Annotated in this window: 11 protein-coding genes; 1 reads left to right on the top strand and 10 read right to left on the bottom strand. The window is 69.8% G+C overall.

Features of this window, described 5'->3' with window-relative positions:
* Positions 1-96: 96 nt before the first annotated feature.
* Complete coding sequence (locus ADL29_RS20260; protein WP_053925051.1) at positions 97-579, top strand: hypothetical protein; 483 nt, start codon at positions 97-99, stop codon at positions 577-579.
* 97 nt (positions 580-676) lie between these two features.
* Here the strand turns inward: ADL29_RS20260 and nuoN are convergent, their stop codons facing one another.
* From nuoN to nuoE, 10 genes are read right to left on the bottom strand one after another with little or no spacing between them, the layout of a single operon-like run.
* Entirely contained in the window at positions 677-2,329 is a 1,653-nt protein-coding gene (nuoN, locus tag ADL29_RS20255) for an NADH-quinone oxidoreductase subunit NuoN (RefSeq protein WP_053925050.1), read from the bottom strand.
* Entirely contained in the window at positions 2,326-4,014 is a 1,689-nt protein-coding gene (locus ADL29_RS20250) for an NADH-quinone oxidoreductase subunit M (RefSeq protein WP_053925049.1), read from the bottom strand. Before ADL29_RS20250 ends, nuoN begins: the two co-directional genes overlap by 4 nt.
* Positions 4,015-4,017: 3 nt before the next feature.
* Entirely contained in the window at positions 4,018-5,901 is a 1,884-nt protein-coding gene (gene nuoL / locus ADL29_RS20245; protein ID WP_053925048.1) for an NADH-quinone oxidoreductase subunit L, read from the bottom strand.
* A 13-nt stretch (positions 5,902-5,914) separates the two neighbouring features.
* Entirely contained in the window at positions 5,915-6,214 is a 300-nt protein-coding gene (gene nuoK / locus ADL29_RS20240) for an NADH-quinone oxidoreductase subunit NuoK (protein WP_030067013.1), read from the bottom strand.
* Positions 6,211-7,074, bottom strand: coding sequence for an NADH-quinone oxidoreductase subunit J (locus ADL29_RS20235; protein WP_053925047.1), 864 nt, complete (start codon positions 7,072-7,074; stop codon positions 6,211-6,213). Before ADL29_RS20235 ends, nuoK begins: the two co-directional genes overlap by 4 nt.
* Entirely contained in the window at positions 7,071-7,673 is a 603-nt protein-coding gene (nuoI, locus tag ADL29_RS20230) for an NADH-quinone oxidoreductase subunit NuoI (protein WP_053925046.1), read from the bottom strand. Before nuoI ends, ADL29_RS20235 begins: the two co-directional genes overlap by 4 nt.
* Positions 7,666-9,066: an NADH-quinone oxidoreductase subunit NuoH gene (gene nuoH, locus ADL29_RS20225; RefSeq protein ID WP_053925179.1), complete on the bottom strand. Its 1,401-nt coding sequence runs from the start codon at positions 9,064-9,066 to the stop codon at positions 7,666-7,668. The genes nuoI and nuoH overlap by 8 nt, the downstream gene beginning before the upstream one ends.
* Complete coding sequence (locus tag ADL29_RS20220; protein ID WP_053925045.1) at positions 9,066-11,573, bottom strand: NADH-quinone oxidoreductase subunit G; 2,508 nt, start codon at positions 11,571-11,573, stop codon at positions 9,066-9,068. The genes nuoH and ADL29_RS20220 overlap by 1 nt, the downstream gene beginning before the upstream one ends.
* On the bottom strand, positions 11,570-12,946 hold the full coding sequence (gene nuoF, locus ADL29_RS20215) for an NADH-quinone oxidoreductase subunit NuoF (RefSeq protein WP_425424260.1): 1,377 nt from the start codon (positions 12,944-12,946) through the stop codon (positions 11,570-11,572). The genes ADL29_RS20220 and nuoF overlap by 4 nt, the downstream gene beginning before the upstream one ends.
* Complete coding sequence (gene nuoE / locus ADL29_RS20210; RefSeq protein ID WP_211274358.1) at positions 12,943-13,806, bottom strand: NADH-quinone oxidoreductase subunit NuoE; 864 nt, start codon at positions 13,804-13,806, stop codon at positions 12,943-12,945. Before nuoE ends, nuoF begins: the two co-directional genes overlap by 4 nt.
* Positions 13,807-13,814: the final 8 nt, after the last annotated feature.

Below are 13,814 nucleotides of genomic sequence, written 5' to 3'. Positions count from 1 at the left end.
GAAGGAGGCCCTGGGGAGCGGGTCGGCAGCGCCGTCCCGGTCCGCTCCCCGGCTGCTACCCTCACCCCTCCCTGTCCCACAACGGAGGAGACCTACGTGCGCAAGGCAGCGCAGATCGCCGGGGCGGCCGCGGTTGCCGCGATGCTGCTCAGCGGTTGCGGAAGCAGCGGCGACAAGGGCAGTGACAGTGCGCCGAGCAAGGCGCCGGAGAGCGGGCCGTCGACTCCGGGCGGGGGCGACAAGGCCCCGGGCGGCAAGGCATTCGAGGGGCCGTGGAAGGCAGGGTCGGCGGACAGTCCGCTGGTTCTCGTGGTCAGCCACGGCACGGTCGCCTTCGCCGAGGGGCACAAGACGGCCTGTATGGGCAAGGTCCAGGAGATGGGCGGCACGGCGATGGCCGTTCTGACCTGCTCCAAGGGCGACGACAGCCGCACCATGGGCACCCTCAGGCCCGGCTCGGACGGCAAGACGATGACGGTCGAGTGGAAGAACGGGCCGACCGAGAAGTACACCAAGGTCACCGACGGCAGCGTGAAGGTTCCGGACATGCCCAAGATGCCGGACATGCCCTCCAGCTGACCGCTCGCACGATCAACGACCGACGGCCGCCGCCCGGAGCCCCTTGGGGTTCCGGGCGGCGGCCGTCCGGTGTTTGCCGTATCGCCGGGCGGCGGCGTCAGCGGATGAAAACGCCGGCCTGCCCCGCCAGGTCGAGGAAGTACTGGGGCGCCAGACCCAGCACCAGCGTGACCGCGACACCGATGGCGATGGCCGTGGTCGTCAGCGGGCTGGGGACCGCGACGGTCGGACCGTCCGCCTTCGGTTCGCTGAAGAACATCAGCACGATGACGCGGATGTAGAAGAACGCGGCGATGGCGGAGGAGATGACGCCGATCACCACCAGCCAGCCCGCGCCGCTCTGCGCCGCCGCCTTGAAGACCGCGAATTTTCCGGCGAAACCGGAGGTCAGCGGGATGCCGGCGAAGGCGAGGAGGAAGACGGCGAAGACCGCGGCCACCAGGGGCGAACGGCGGCCGAGTCCCGCCCACTTGGACAGATGGGTGGCCTCGCCGCCCGCGTCCCGTACCAGGGTGACGACGGCGAAGGCGCCGAGCGTCACGAAGGAGTACGCACCCAGGTAGAAGAGGACGGACGAGATGCCGTCCTCGCTGGTGGCGATGACACCGGCGAGGATGAAGCCGGCGTGGGCGATGGAGGAGTAGGCCAGCAGGCGCTTGATGTCCGTCTGGGTGATGGCGACGATGGCGCCGCCGAGCATCGTGACGATCGCGACCCCCCACATCACCGGCCGCCAGTCCCAGCGCATGCCCGGAAGGACGACGTAGAGCAGCCGCAGCAGCGCCCCGAAGGCCGCGACCTTGGTGGCGGCCGCCATGAAGCCGGTGACCGGGGTCGGGGCGCCTTGGTAGACGTCCGGCGTCCACATGTGGAAGGGGACCGCGCCGACCTTGAACAGCAGGCCCATCAGGACGAGCGCCGCGCCGATCAGCAGCAGGGCGTCGTTGCCCATCGTGCCGGCCAGCGCCGGGTCGATCTGCTTGGCACCGTCCGAGACGACCTCGGCGATTCCGGCGTAGGTGACCGTGCCCGCGTAGCCGTACAGCAGGGCGATGCCGAACAGGAGGAAGGCGGAGGAGAAGGCGCCGAGGAGGAAGTACTTGACCGCGGCTTCCTGGGACAGCAGGCGCTGGCGGCGGGCCAGGGCGCACAGGATGTAGAGGGGGAGGGAGAAGACCTCCAGGGCGACGAAGAGCATCAGCAGGTCGTTGGCCGAGGGGAAGATCAGCATGCCGCCGATCGCGAAGAGGGCGATCGGGAAGACCTCGGTGGTGGTGAACCCGGCCTTGACCGCGGCCTGTTCGGCGGCGCCCCCGGGGACGGCGGCGGCCTGCGCGGCGAAGGAGTCGACCTTCTTGCCGTGTGCCGCCGGGTCGAGCCGGCGCTCGGCGAAGGTGAAGACGGCGACCAGGGAGACCAGGAGAATCGTGCCCTGGAGGAAGAGGGCGGGACCGTCGACGGCGATGGCGCCCATCGCGGCGATCCGCGCCTTGGACGAGCCGAAGCCGCCCGCCGCCAGGCCGATCACCGCGGCGAACGCGGCGGCCAGCGCCACCACGGACAGCGCCAGCTGGGCGTAGTAGCGGCTGCTGCGCGGCAGCACCGTCTCGACCAGGATGCCGATCACGGCGGCGCCGAGGACGATCAGCGTCGGCGACAGCTGGGCGTACTCGATATGCGGCGCCGGGATCCGGCCCGGCACCTCGGCCGCCACCGTCCACAGGCTGTGGACACTTGCCACGGAACTCACTTCGCGGCCTCCACGTCTTGATCAGGCGCGGCGTGGCCGTGCCGGGCTCCACCTGGCACGGCGTCCACCTGCACAGCGGGCTTGGGGTCCTTCTTGTCCACGACGGAGAGGGTGTGGCCCACCGCCGGATTGACGATGTCGGTGAGCGGCTTGGGATACACCCCGAGGAAGAGCAGCAGCGCAATCAGCGGCGCGACCACCACCAGCTCCCTCACCCGCAGGTCCGGCATGCTGCGCACCTCGGCCTTCACCGGGCCGGTCATCGTCCGCTGGTAGAGGACGAGGACGTACAGCGCGGCGAGGACGATGCCGAGGGTGGCGATGATGCCGATGACCGGATAGCGGCTGAAGGTGCCGACCAGGACCAGGAATTCGCTGACGAACGGCGCCAGTCCGGGCAGCGAGAGGGTGGCGAGGCCGCCGACGAGGAACGTCCCCGCGAGGACCGGGGCGACCTTCTGGACGCCGCCGTAGTCCGCGATCAGGCGGGAGCCGCGGCGGCTGATCAGGAAGCCGGCCACCAGCATCAGGGCGGCGGTCGAGATGCCGTGGTTGACCATGTAGAGCGTCGCGCCGCTCTGGCCCTGGGTCGTCATGGCGAAGATGCCCAGGATGATGAAGCCGAAGTGGGAGATGGAGGCGTAGGCGATCAGCCGCTTGATGTCGCGTTGGCCGACGGCGAGCAGGGCGCCGTAGACGATGCTGATCAGCGCGAGGACGAGGATGGCCGGGGTCGCCCAGCGGCTGGCCCCGGGGAAGAGCTGGAGGCAGAAGCGGAGCATCGCGAAGGTGCCGACCTTGTCGACGACCGCGGTGATCAGCACCGCCACCGGGGCGGTCGCCTCGCCCATGGCGTTGGGCAGCCAGGTGTGCAGCGGCCACAGCGGGGCCTTCACGGCGAACGCGAAGAAGAAGCCGAGGAAGAGCAGGCGTTCCGTGCCCGTGCCGAGCTCCAGTTTTCCGGCGGCCCGTGCCTCGACGATCTGCTGGAGCGAGAAGGTGCCCGTGCCGAGCTGGTCGGCGGTGACGGCGTACAGCCCGATCACCGCGGCCAGCATGATCAGGCCGCCGACGAGGTTGTAGAGCAGGAACTTGACCGCGGCGTACGACCGCTGGGTGGCGGCCTGTTCCTCGCCGTGCACATGGGCACGGTCCCCGAAGCCGCCGATGAGGAAGTACATCGGGATGAGCATGGCTTCGAAGAAGATGTAGAAGAGGAAGACGTCGGTGGCCTCGAAGGAGAGGATCACCATCGCCTCCACCGCCAGGATCAGGGCGAAGAAGCCCTGGGTGGGGCGCCAGCTGTTGCGGCGGTTGCCCGCGGCGGAGCCGCTGTCGGGTGCAGCGGTTTCCTCCAGAGGGTCGGCGTCATGCCAGCCCGCCAGGATGACGAACGGGATCAGCAGGGCGGTCAGGGCGATCAGGGCGACCGCGATGCCGTCCACGCCGAGTTCGTAGCGGACCCCGAAGTCCCGGATCCAGGCATGCGATTCGGTGAGCTGGTACGGGCCCTTGGCGCCGGGCACGAAGCGGAACGCGATCACCAGGGCCAGCGCGAAGGTGACCAGCGAGAACGCCAGCGCCAGCCATTTGGCCGCGGTGCGCTTGGCGGCGGGCACCGCGGCGGTGGCGATCGCGCCGATCGCCGGGACCGCGGCCGTTGCCGTCAGCAGGGGAAAGGACATGGCTCAGACACCCCTCATCAGCAGGGTCGCGGCGATGAGAACGGCGGCCCCGCCCAGCATCTGGACCGCGTAGGAACGGACGAAGCCGCTCTGCAACTTGCGCAGCCGGCCGGAGAGTCCGCCCATCGAGGCCGCCGTGCCGTTGACCGCGCCGTCCACCAGGGAGTGGTCGAGATAGACGAGCGTGCGGGTGAGGTGTTCGCCGCCGCGCACCAGGACGACGTGGTTGAAGTCGTCCTGGAGGAGGTCGCGGCGGGCGGCCCGGGTGAGCAGCGAGCCGCGCGGGGCGGTGGCCGGTACGGGCCTGCGGCCGTACATCGCCCAGGCGAGGCCGACGCCGAGGACCAGGACGACCATGGTGGCGGCGGTGACGGTGGTGGCGCTGACCGGGGAGTGGCCGTGCTCGAAGGACGTGACCGGCTCCAGCCACTTCACGAACGTTTCGTTGACGCTGAACAGCCCGCCCGCGAAGACCGATCCGACGGCCAGGACGATCATGGGGATCGTCATGACCTTCGGGGACTCGTGCGGATGGGTGGTGTCCGGATCCCAGCGCTTCTCGCCGAAGAACGTCATCAGCATCACCCTCGTCATATAGAACGCGGTGATCGCGGCGCCCAGCAGGGCCGCGCCGCCCAGGATCCAGCCCTCGGTGCCGCCCTTGGCGAAGGCCGCCTCGATGATCTTGTCCTTGGAGAAGAAGCCGGACAGTCCGGGGAAGCCGATGATCGCCAGATAGCCGAGGCCGAAGGTGATGAAGGTGACCGGCATGTACGTCCGCAGACCGCCGTAACGGCGCATGTCCACCTCGTCGTTCATGCCGTGCATCACGGAACCGGCGCCGAGGAAGAGGCCCGCCTTGAAGAAGCCGTGGGTGACCAGATGCATGATCGCGAAGGCATAGCCGATCGGGCCGAGGCCCGCGGCCAGGATCATGTAGCCGATCTGCGACATCGTCGAGCCGGCCAGCGCCTTCTTGATGTCGTCCTTGGCGCAACCGACGATCGCACCGAAGAGGAGGGTGACGGCGCCGACCGCGACAACGGCCACCTGGGCATCGGGTGCGGCGTTGAAGATCGCGCCGGAGCGGGTGATCAGATACACGCCGGCGGTGACCATGGTGGCGGCGTGGATCAGGGCCGAGACCGGGGTCGGGCCCTCCATCGCGTCACCGAGCCAGGACTGCAGCGGCACCTGCGCCGACTTTCCGCAGGCGGCCAGCAGCAGCATCAGCCCGATGGCCGTCAGCTTGCCTTCGGAGGTCTCGCCCGTGGCGGCGAGCACCGGGCCGAAGGCGAAGGTCCCGAAGGTCGTGAACATCAGCATGATCGCGATGGACAGGCCCATGTCGCCGACGCGGTTGACCAGGAACGCCTTCTTGGCGGCGGTGGCCGCGCTGGGCTTGTGCTGCCAGAAGCCGATCAGGAGGTACGAGGCGAGGCCGACACCCTCCCAGCCGACGTACAGCAGCAGGTAGTTGTCGGCGAGGACGAGCAGCAGCATCGCCGCCAGGAACAGATTGAGATAGCCGAAGAAGCGGCGGCGCCGCTCGTCGTGCTCCATATAGCCGATCGAGTAGATGTGGATCAGCGATCCGACACCGGTGATCAGCAGGACGAAGGTCATCGACAACTGGTCGAGCTGGAAGGCGGCATCGGCCCGGAAGCCGCCGACCTGAATCCAGCTGAACAGATACTGATGCAGCGTACGGTCCTCGGCTCCCCTGCCGAGCAGGTCGGCGAAGAGCGCCACCCCGATGGCGAACGAGGCCACCGCGAACAGCGAGCCGATCAGGTGGCCGGTGCGGTCCAGGCGTTTGCCGCCGCACAGCAGCAGGGCCGCACCGACCAGCGGTGCGGCGACAAGCAGCGCGATCAAGTTCTCCACTTTGTGCGACCCCTTACAGCTTCATCAGGCTGGCGTCGTCGACCGAGGCCGTATGACGGGTGCGGAAGATCGACACGATGATCGCCAGGCCGACCACGACCTCGGCCGCGGCGACGACCATCGTGAAGAAGGCGATGATCTGGCCGTCCAGATTCCCGTGCATCCGCGAGAAGGTCACGAAGGCGAGATTGCAGGCGTTGAGCATCAGCTCGATGCACATGAACACCACGATGGCGTTCCGCCTGATCAGCACCCCGGCCCCGCCGATGGTGAACAACAGGGCGGCCAGATAGAGGTAGTAGACCGGGTTCATTTCTTGGCCCCCTCCTTGTGCTCCTTCGGCGCCGAGGGGCCGGACGGCGGTGGCGCCGCCTCCGGCCCTTCACCGCGCCCCAGCCATTCCTCCGAGCGCTGCTCCAGCGCCTTGAGCTCGGCGAGCGACTCGCGGGAGACATCGCGGATCTGGCCGCGCCCGCGCAGCGTCGGGTTGACGGTCAGCTCGGACGGGGTGCCGTCGGGCAGCAGGCCCGGGATGTCCACGGCGTTGTGCCGGGCGTAGACACCGGGGGCGGGCAGCGGCGGCACCTGCTTGCCTTCCCTGACGCGCGCGATGGCCTGCTCCCGCTGGCTCGTGGCACGCTCCGTACGCTCGCGGTGGGTGAGCACCATCGCGCCGACGACCGCCGTGATCAGCAGCGCGCCGGTGACTTCGAAGGCGAAGACGTACTTGGTGAAGATGAGCGCGGCCAGGCCCTGGACGTTGCCGCCGGCGTTGGCCTCGCCCAGGCCGTTGAACTGCTTGAGCGAGGCGTTGCCGATGCCGGCGATGAGCAGGGTGCCGAAGCCGATGCCGAGGCCCGCGGCGAGCCAGCGCTGGCCCTTGAGGGTCTCTTTGAGGGAGTCCGCCGCGGTGACGCCGACGAGCATGACGACGAAGAGGAAGAGCATCATGATCGCGCCCGTGTAGACGACGATCTGGACGACGCCGAGGAAGTACGCGCCGTTGGCCAGATAGAAGACCGCCAGGACGATCATGGTCCCGGCGAGCGAGAGGGCGCTGTGGACGGCGCGCTTCATCAGGATCGTGCACAGGGCACCGACGACGGCGACGATGCCCAGGAGCCAGAACTGCACGGCCTCCCCGGTGGAGGCCGCGGCGGCGAGGACGGTCATGACTGCACCTCCTTGCCGGAGGCCGGGGCCGAAGTCTCTGACGGACGCTGTTCGCCCTTGGAGACCGCCACCTGACGGACCGTCCCGGGCGCGGCCTCGGTCACCAGACCGTTGTAGTAGTCCTTCTCCGTCATGCCCGGGTAGATCGCATGCGGCGAGTCGACCATGGTCTCCTCCAGGCCCGCGAGCAGCTCCTCTTTCGTGTAGATGAGCGATTCCCGAGACTTGTCGGCGAGTTCGTACTCGTTGGTCATGGTCAGCGCGCGGGTCGGACAGGCCTCCACGCACAGCCCGCAGAGAATGCAGCGCAGATAGTTGATCTGGTAGACGCGGCCGTACCGCTCGCCCGGGGAGTAGCGCTCCTCGGCGGTGTTGTCCGCGCCCTCGACATAGATCGCGTCCGCCGGGCAGGCCCAGGCGCACAGCTCGCAGCCGATGCACTTCTCCAGACCGTCCGGATGACGGTTGAGCTGATGACGGCCGTGGAAGCGCGGCGCCGTCGGCTTCTTCTCCTCCGGGTACTGCTCGGTCAGCCGCTTCTTGAACATGGCCTTGAAGGTCACGCCGAAGCCGGCCACGGGGTTCTGGAACTCAGGCACCGTCGCCCCCCTTTCCGTCGATCCGGTTTCCGTCACTGACAGTGTCCACCCCGCCACTGACAATCAGCTCCCGCTCGGACTCGGGACCCCAGCGCGGCCGTCGTCGCGGCACCGGCGGCAGGCTCTGTCCGGGCAGCGGCGGTACGGGGAATCCGCCGGCCATCGGGTCGAACTCCCCGTCGCCGTCCGTCTCCTCCTCCTGTTCACCGCGCCGGTAGAAGTCCACGAGGAGGGAGATCAGCAGCAGGGCGATGGCGCCGCCGGCGACGTAGAGCACGATCTGCTGGAACGCGTAGCCCTCGTTCTTCAGGGCCCGGACGGTGGCCACCAGCATCAGCCAGACCAGCGAGACCGGGATGAGGACCTTCCAGCCCAGCTTCATCAGCTGGTCGTAGCGCACCCGCGGAAGCGTGCCGCGCAGCCAGATGAAGAAGAACAGCAGCAGCTGCACCTTGATGGTGAACCAGAGCATCGGCCACCAGCCGTGGTTCGCGCCCTCCCAGAAGCCGGAGATGGGGTACGGGGCCCGCCAGCCGCCCAGGAAGAGCGTGGTCGCGACCGCCGAGACCGTCACCATGTTCACGTACTCGGCGAGCATGAACATCGCGAACTTGATGGACGAGTACTCGGTGTTGAAGCCGCCGACCAGGTCGCCCTCGGACTCCGGCATGTCGAACGGCGCGCGGTTGGTCTCCCCCACCATCGTGACGATGTAGATCAGGAAGGACACCGGCAGCAGGAGGACGTACCACTTGCTCTGCTGCGACTCCACGATCGTCGAGGTCGACATCGAGCCGGAGTAGAGGAAGACCGAGGCGAAGGCGGCTCCCATGGCGATCTCGTACGAGATCATCTGGGCGCAGGAACGCAGGCCGCCGAGCAGCGGATAGGTCGAGCCGGAGGACCAGCCCGCCAGGACGATGCCGTAGATGCCGATCGAGGCCGTGGCCAGGATGTAGAGGATGCCGATGGGGAGGTCGGTCAGCTGCATCGGGGTGCGGACCCCGAAGATCGAGACCTCGTTGTCGGCCGGGCCGAAGGGGATCACCGCGATCGCCATGAAGGCCGGGATGGCCGCGACGATCGGCGCGAGGACGTAGACGGCCTTGTCGGCGCGCCGGACGACCAGGTCCTCCTTGAGCATCAGCTTGATGCCGTCGGCGAGGGACTGGAGCATGCCCCAGGGGCCGTGCCGGTTGGGGCCGATGCGCAGCTGCATCCATGCGACGACCTTGCGCTCCCAGACGATGGAGAACAGCACGGTCAGCATCAGGAACGCGAAGCAGAAGACCGCCTTGACGACGACCAGCCACCAGGGGTCGTGGCCGAACATCGACAGGTCTTCCTGTGCCAGCGCGCTGCCCGCCGCCGCCAGTTGATCGAGCCGCTGCATCATGCCTCCACCTCCTCGGCCGCCTCCGGCGCACCGGGTACGGCGGAGACCTTCACCAGCTCGCCGGGGCGCGCCCCGGTGTCGGCGGTGACGCCACCGCCGGCGGAATTCAGCGGCAGCCACACCACCCGGTCGGGCATCGGCGTCACCTGGAGCGGCAGCCGGACCGAGCCGGCCGGCCCGGTGACGGCCAGCAGGTCGCCGTCCTTGACGCCGGTCTCCTGGGCGGTGGCCTGCGACAGCCGGGCGACCGCGGCGTGCCGGGTGCCGGCCAGCGCGTCATCGCCCTCCTGGAGCCGCCCCTGGTCCAGGAGGAGCCGGTGTCCGGCCAGTACGGCCTCGCCGGTGCCGGGGCGGGGCAGCGGGCGCCCGGTCTCGCGGGGCTCCCCGGCGTACGGGCCGTCCCAGCCGCCGAGCCGGTCCAGTTCGCGGCGTACGGAACGCAGGTCCGGCAGCGCCAAATGGACGTCGAGGGCGTCGGCGAGCATGTGGAGCACCCGGGCGTCCGGCAGCAGATGGCGGCGGGTCATCTGGTCGGGCTTGAGCGCGGCCTCGAACAGCCGGGCCCGGCCCTCCCAGTTGAGGAACGTTCCGGCTTTCTCGACGACGGCCGCCACCGGGAGGACCACATCGGCCCGTTCGGTGACCTGCGAGGGCCGCAGCTCCAGACTGACCAGGAAGCCGACCTCCTCCAGGGCCGTCAGCGCGCGGGCCGGGTCGGGCAGGTCGGCGACCTCGACGCCCGCCACCAGGAGGGCGCTGAGTTCGCCGGTTGCCGCGGCCTCGATGATCTGGCCGGTGTCGCGGCCGTGCCGGTGCGGGAGCTCGGCCACGCCCCAGGTGGCGGCGACCTCGTCGCGGGCCCGGGGGTCCGTGGCCGGACGCCCGCCGGGCAGCAGCCCCGGCAGTGCGCCCGCCTCGAGGGCGCCGCGCTCGCCGGCCCGCCGCGGGATCCACACCAGGTGGGCGCCGGTGGCGGAGGCCGCGCGGACCGCGGCCGTCAGGGCGCCGGGCACCGCGGCCAGCCGTTCGCCGACGATGATCAACGCGCCGTCCTGGCGCAGCGCCTCGGCCGCGGCGTGCCCCTCGCCCTCCAGCCCGGCGCCGTCCGCGAGCGCCTCGAGCCATTCGGTCTCGGTGCCGGGTGCGGCCGGGAGCAGGGTGCCGCCCGCCTTGATCAGGCCGCGCGAGGCGTGCGTGGCCAGTCCGTAGGTGCGCTGGCCGCTCTTGCGGTGCGCCTTGCGCAGCCGCAGGAAGACGCCGGGGGCCTCCTCCTCGGCCTCGATGCCGGCCAGGAGGACGGCCGGTGCCTTCTCCAGGGCGGTGTGCGTGATACCCGTACCGTCCAGGTCACGCCCGCGCCCGGCGACCGTGGCCGCCAGGAAGTCGGCCTCCTCGGCGCTGTGCACCCGCGCCCGGAAGTCGATGTCGTTGGTGTCCAGCGCGATCCGGGCGAACTTGGCGTAGGCGTAGGCGTCTTCGACGGTCAGCCGGCCGCCGGTCAGCACGCCGGCGCGTCCCTTGGCGCCCGCCAGCCCCCGGGCCGCGGCGGCCAGGGCCTCGGGCCAGCTCGCCGGTTCCAGCTCGCCGCTGGCGGCGTTGCGTACCAGGGGCTGCTCCAGTCGGTCCCGCTGCTGCGCGTACCGGAAGGCGAACCTCCCCTTGTCGCAGAGCCATTCCTCGTTGACCTCGGGGTCGTTGGCGGCCAGCCGCCGCAGGACCTTGCCGCGCCGGTGGTCCGTACGGGTCGCACAGCCGCCCGCGCAGTGCTCGCACACCGACGGCGACGAGACCAGGTCGAAGGGGCGGGAACGGAAGCGGTACGCGGCGGAGGTGAGCGCGCCGACCGGGCAGATCTGGATGGTGTTGCCGGAGAAGTACGACTCGAAGGGGTCGCCCTCTCCGGTGCCGACCTGCTGGAGGGCGCCGCGCTCGACCAGCTCGATCATCGGGTCGCCGGCGATCTGGTTGCTGAAGCGGGTGCAGCGCGCGCACAGCACGCACCGCTCGCGGTCCAGCAGCACCTGGGTGGAGATCGGTACCGGCTTGGCGAAGGTGCGCTTCCTGCCCTCGAAGCGGCTGTCCGGGTCGCCGACCTGCATCGCCTGGTTCTGCAGCGGGCACTCACCGCCCTTGTCGCAGACCGGGCAGTCCAGCGGGTGGTTGATCAGCAGCAGCTCCATCACCCCGCGCTGGGCCTTCTCGGCCACCGGGGAGGTCAGCTGCGATTTGACGACCATGCCGTCGGTGCAGGTGATGGTGCAGGAGGCCATCGGCTTGCGCTGGCCCTCGACCTCGACGATGCACTGCCGGCAGGCGCCCGCCGGGTCCAGCAGCGGGTGGTCGCAGAAGCGCGGGATCTCGATGCCGAGGAGTTCGGCGGCGCGGATGACCAGCGTCCCCTTGGGGACGGAGATCTCGATGCCGTCGATCGTCAGGGTGACGAGGTCCTCGGGCGGGATCGCCGCCTCGCCGCCCCCGGTGGGGGCATTTGTCGTGACGGTCATGCATTCACCCCCAGGTGAGCGTCGTTGTCGGCCCACAGGGTCGACTTGGCGGGGTCGAAGGGGCAGCCCCGGCCGGCGAGGTGCTGCTCGTACTCCTCGCGGAAGTACGTGAGCGAGGAGAAGATCGGCGAGGCGGCGCCGTCGCCGAGGGCGCAGAAGGACTTGCCGTTGATGTTGTCGGCGATGTCGTTGATCTTGTCGAGGTCGGCCGCCCGGCCCTTGCCGGCCTCGATGTCGCGCAGCAGCTGCACCAGCCAGTACGTGCCTTCGCGGCAGGGTGTGCACTTGCCGCAGGACTCATGGGCGTAGAACTCGGTCCAGCGGGTGACGGCCCGTACGACACAGGTGGTCTCGTCGAAGCACTGGAGCGCCTTGGTGCCGAGCATCGAACCGGCGGCGCCGACGGCCTCGTAGTCGAGGGGTACGTCCAGATGCTCATCGGTGAACATCGGTGTGGACGAGCCGCCCGGCGTCCAGAACTTCAGCCGGTGGCCGGGGCGCATCCCGCCGCTCATGTCCAGCAGCTGGCGCAGGGTGATGCCCAACGGTGCCTCGTACTGGCCGGGGTTGGCGACATGGCCGCTGAGCGAGTAGAGCGTGAAGCCCGGGGACTTCTCGCTCCCCATCGACCTGAACCACTCTTTTCCCTTGTTCAGGATCGCGGGAACCGAGGCGATGGATTCGACGTTGTTCACGACAGTGGGGCAGGCGTAGAGGCCCGCCACCGCCGGGAAAGGAGGACGCAGCCGGGGCTGTCCGCGACGGCCTTCCAGTGAATCCAGCAGCGCGGTTTCCTCACCGCAGATGTACGCGCCGGCGCCCGCGTGCACGACCACATCCAGGTCGAGTCCCGACCCGAGGATGTCCTTTCCGAGGAAGCCCGCCGCATACGCCTCCCGTACGGCCTCGTGCAGCCGGCGCAGTACGGGCACCACCTCACCGCGCAGATAGATGAAGGCGTGGTTCGACCGGATCGCATGACAGGCGATCACGATCCCCTCGATGAGGGCATGCGGGTTCGCGAAGAGGAGCGGGATGTCCTTGCAGGTCCCGGGCTCCGATTCGTCGGCGTTGACAACGAGATAGTGCGGTTTGCCGTCGCCCTGCGGGATGAACTGCCACTTCATGCCGGTCGGGAAGCCGGCGCCGCCGCGGCCGCGGAGTCCGGAATCCTTGACGTAGGCGATGACGTCGTCGGGCGCCATGGCGAGGGCCTTGCGCATGCCCTCGTAGCCCTGGTGGCGGCGGTAGGTCTCCAGCGTCCAGGATTCCGGCTCGTCCCAGAAGGCGGACAGGACGGGCTCGAGGAGCTTCTCGGGGTCGCTGCCGGCCCCGGGCCGGGTGCCCCCGTACTCGGCTGCCACGGTCATCACTCCCCCTCCTCTGCGATCGGTCCGGCCGGGTGCTGGTCGTCCGAGGCAGACGTTTCCTGCGGTGCGTCATGGGAGCTGGGGTGGCCCGAAGGTGCCTGCGTGTCGGGGCGGCCGCTGGGGGGCTCGCCCTCGAGGGCCTCGGCGGGGCCGTCGGCGGTGGTGCGGGGTGCGACGACGTGGTCGGCGCTGCGGCCCGGGGCGGTTTCGCCCTTGGCCAGGCGCAGGCCCACCAGTGAGGCGGGGCCGGCACCGCCGGTGGCCTCGACGGCGCCGGGGCGTGCGTCGGGGAAGCCGGCGAGGATCCGGGACGTCTCCTTGTAGGTGCACAGGGGGGCGCCGCGGGTCGGTTCGACGGTGCGCCCGGCCAGCAGGTCGTCCACCAGGCGTGTGGCGGACTCGGGCGTCTGGTTGTCGAAGAACTCCCAGTTGACCATCACGACGGGGGCGAAGTCGCAGGCGGCGTTGCACTCGATGTGTTCGAGGGTGACGGCGCCGTCCTCGGTGGTCTCGCCGTTCTCGACGCCGAGGTGCCGCTTCAGCTCGTCGAAGATGGCGTCGCCGCCCATCACCGCGCACAGGGTGTTGGTGCAGACCCCGACCTGGTAGTCGCCGCCGGCCCTGCGGCGGTACATGGAGTAGAAGGTCGAGACGGCGGTGACCTCGGCCGTGGTCAGATCGAGCATCTCGGCGCAGAAGCGGATGCCGGTGCGGGTGACATGCCCTTCCTCGGCCTGTACGAGGTGCAGCAGCGGCAGCAGCGCGGAGCGCGAGCCGGGGTAGCGGGCGATCACCTCCCTGGCATCGGCCTCCAACCGGGCCCGGACGTCGGCCGGGTAGTCCGGGGCGGGGAGTTGGGGCATGCCCAGCT

The sequence above is a fragment of the Streptomyces chattanoogensis genome (assembly GCF_001294335.1).
Lineage (GTDB): Bacteria > Actinomycetota > Actinomycetes > Streptomycetales > Streptomycetaceae > Streptomyces > Streptomyces chattanoogensis.
Note: the sequence above shows the minus strand (reverse complement) of the source record. Positions and strands in the feature narration are given on the sequence as shown.

Bases quoted from the DNA above. Each gene is read 5' to 3' on its own strand.
- ADL29_RS20250 (WP_053925049.1), bottom strand. From the start codon at position 4,014: ATGTCCTTTCCCCTGCTGACGGCAACGGCCGCGGTCCCGGCGATCGGC.
- nuoK (WP_030067013.1), bottom strand. From the start codon at position 6,214: ATGAACCCGGTCTACTACCTCTATCTGGCCGCCCTGTTGTTCACCATC.
- ADL29_RS20235 (WP_053925047.1), bottom strand. From the start codon at position 7,074: ATGACCGTCCTCGCCGCCGCGGCCTCCACCGGGGAGGCCGTGCAGTTC.
- nuoH (WP_053925179.1), bottom strand. From the start codon at position 9,066: ATGCAGCGGCTCGATCAACTGGCGGCGGCGGGCAGCGCGCTGGCACAG.
- ADL29_RS20220 (WP_053925045.1), bottom strand. From the start codon at position 11,573: ATGACCGTCACGACAAATGCCCCCACCGGGGGCGGCGAGGCGGCGATC.
- nuoE (WP_211274358.1), bottom strand. From the start codon at position 13,806: ATGCCCCAACTCCCCGCCCCGGACTACCCGGCCGACGTCCGGGCCCGG.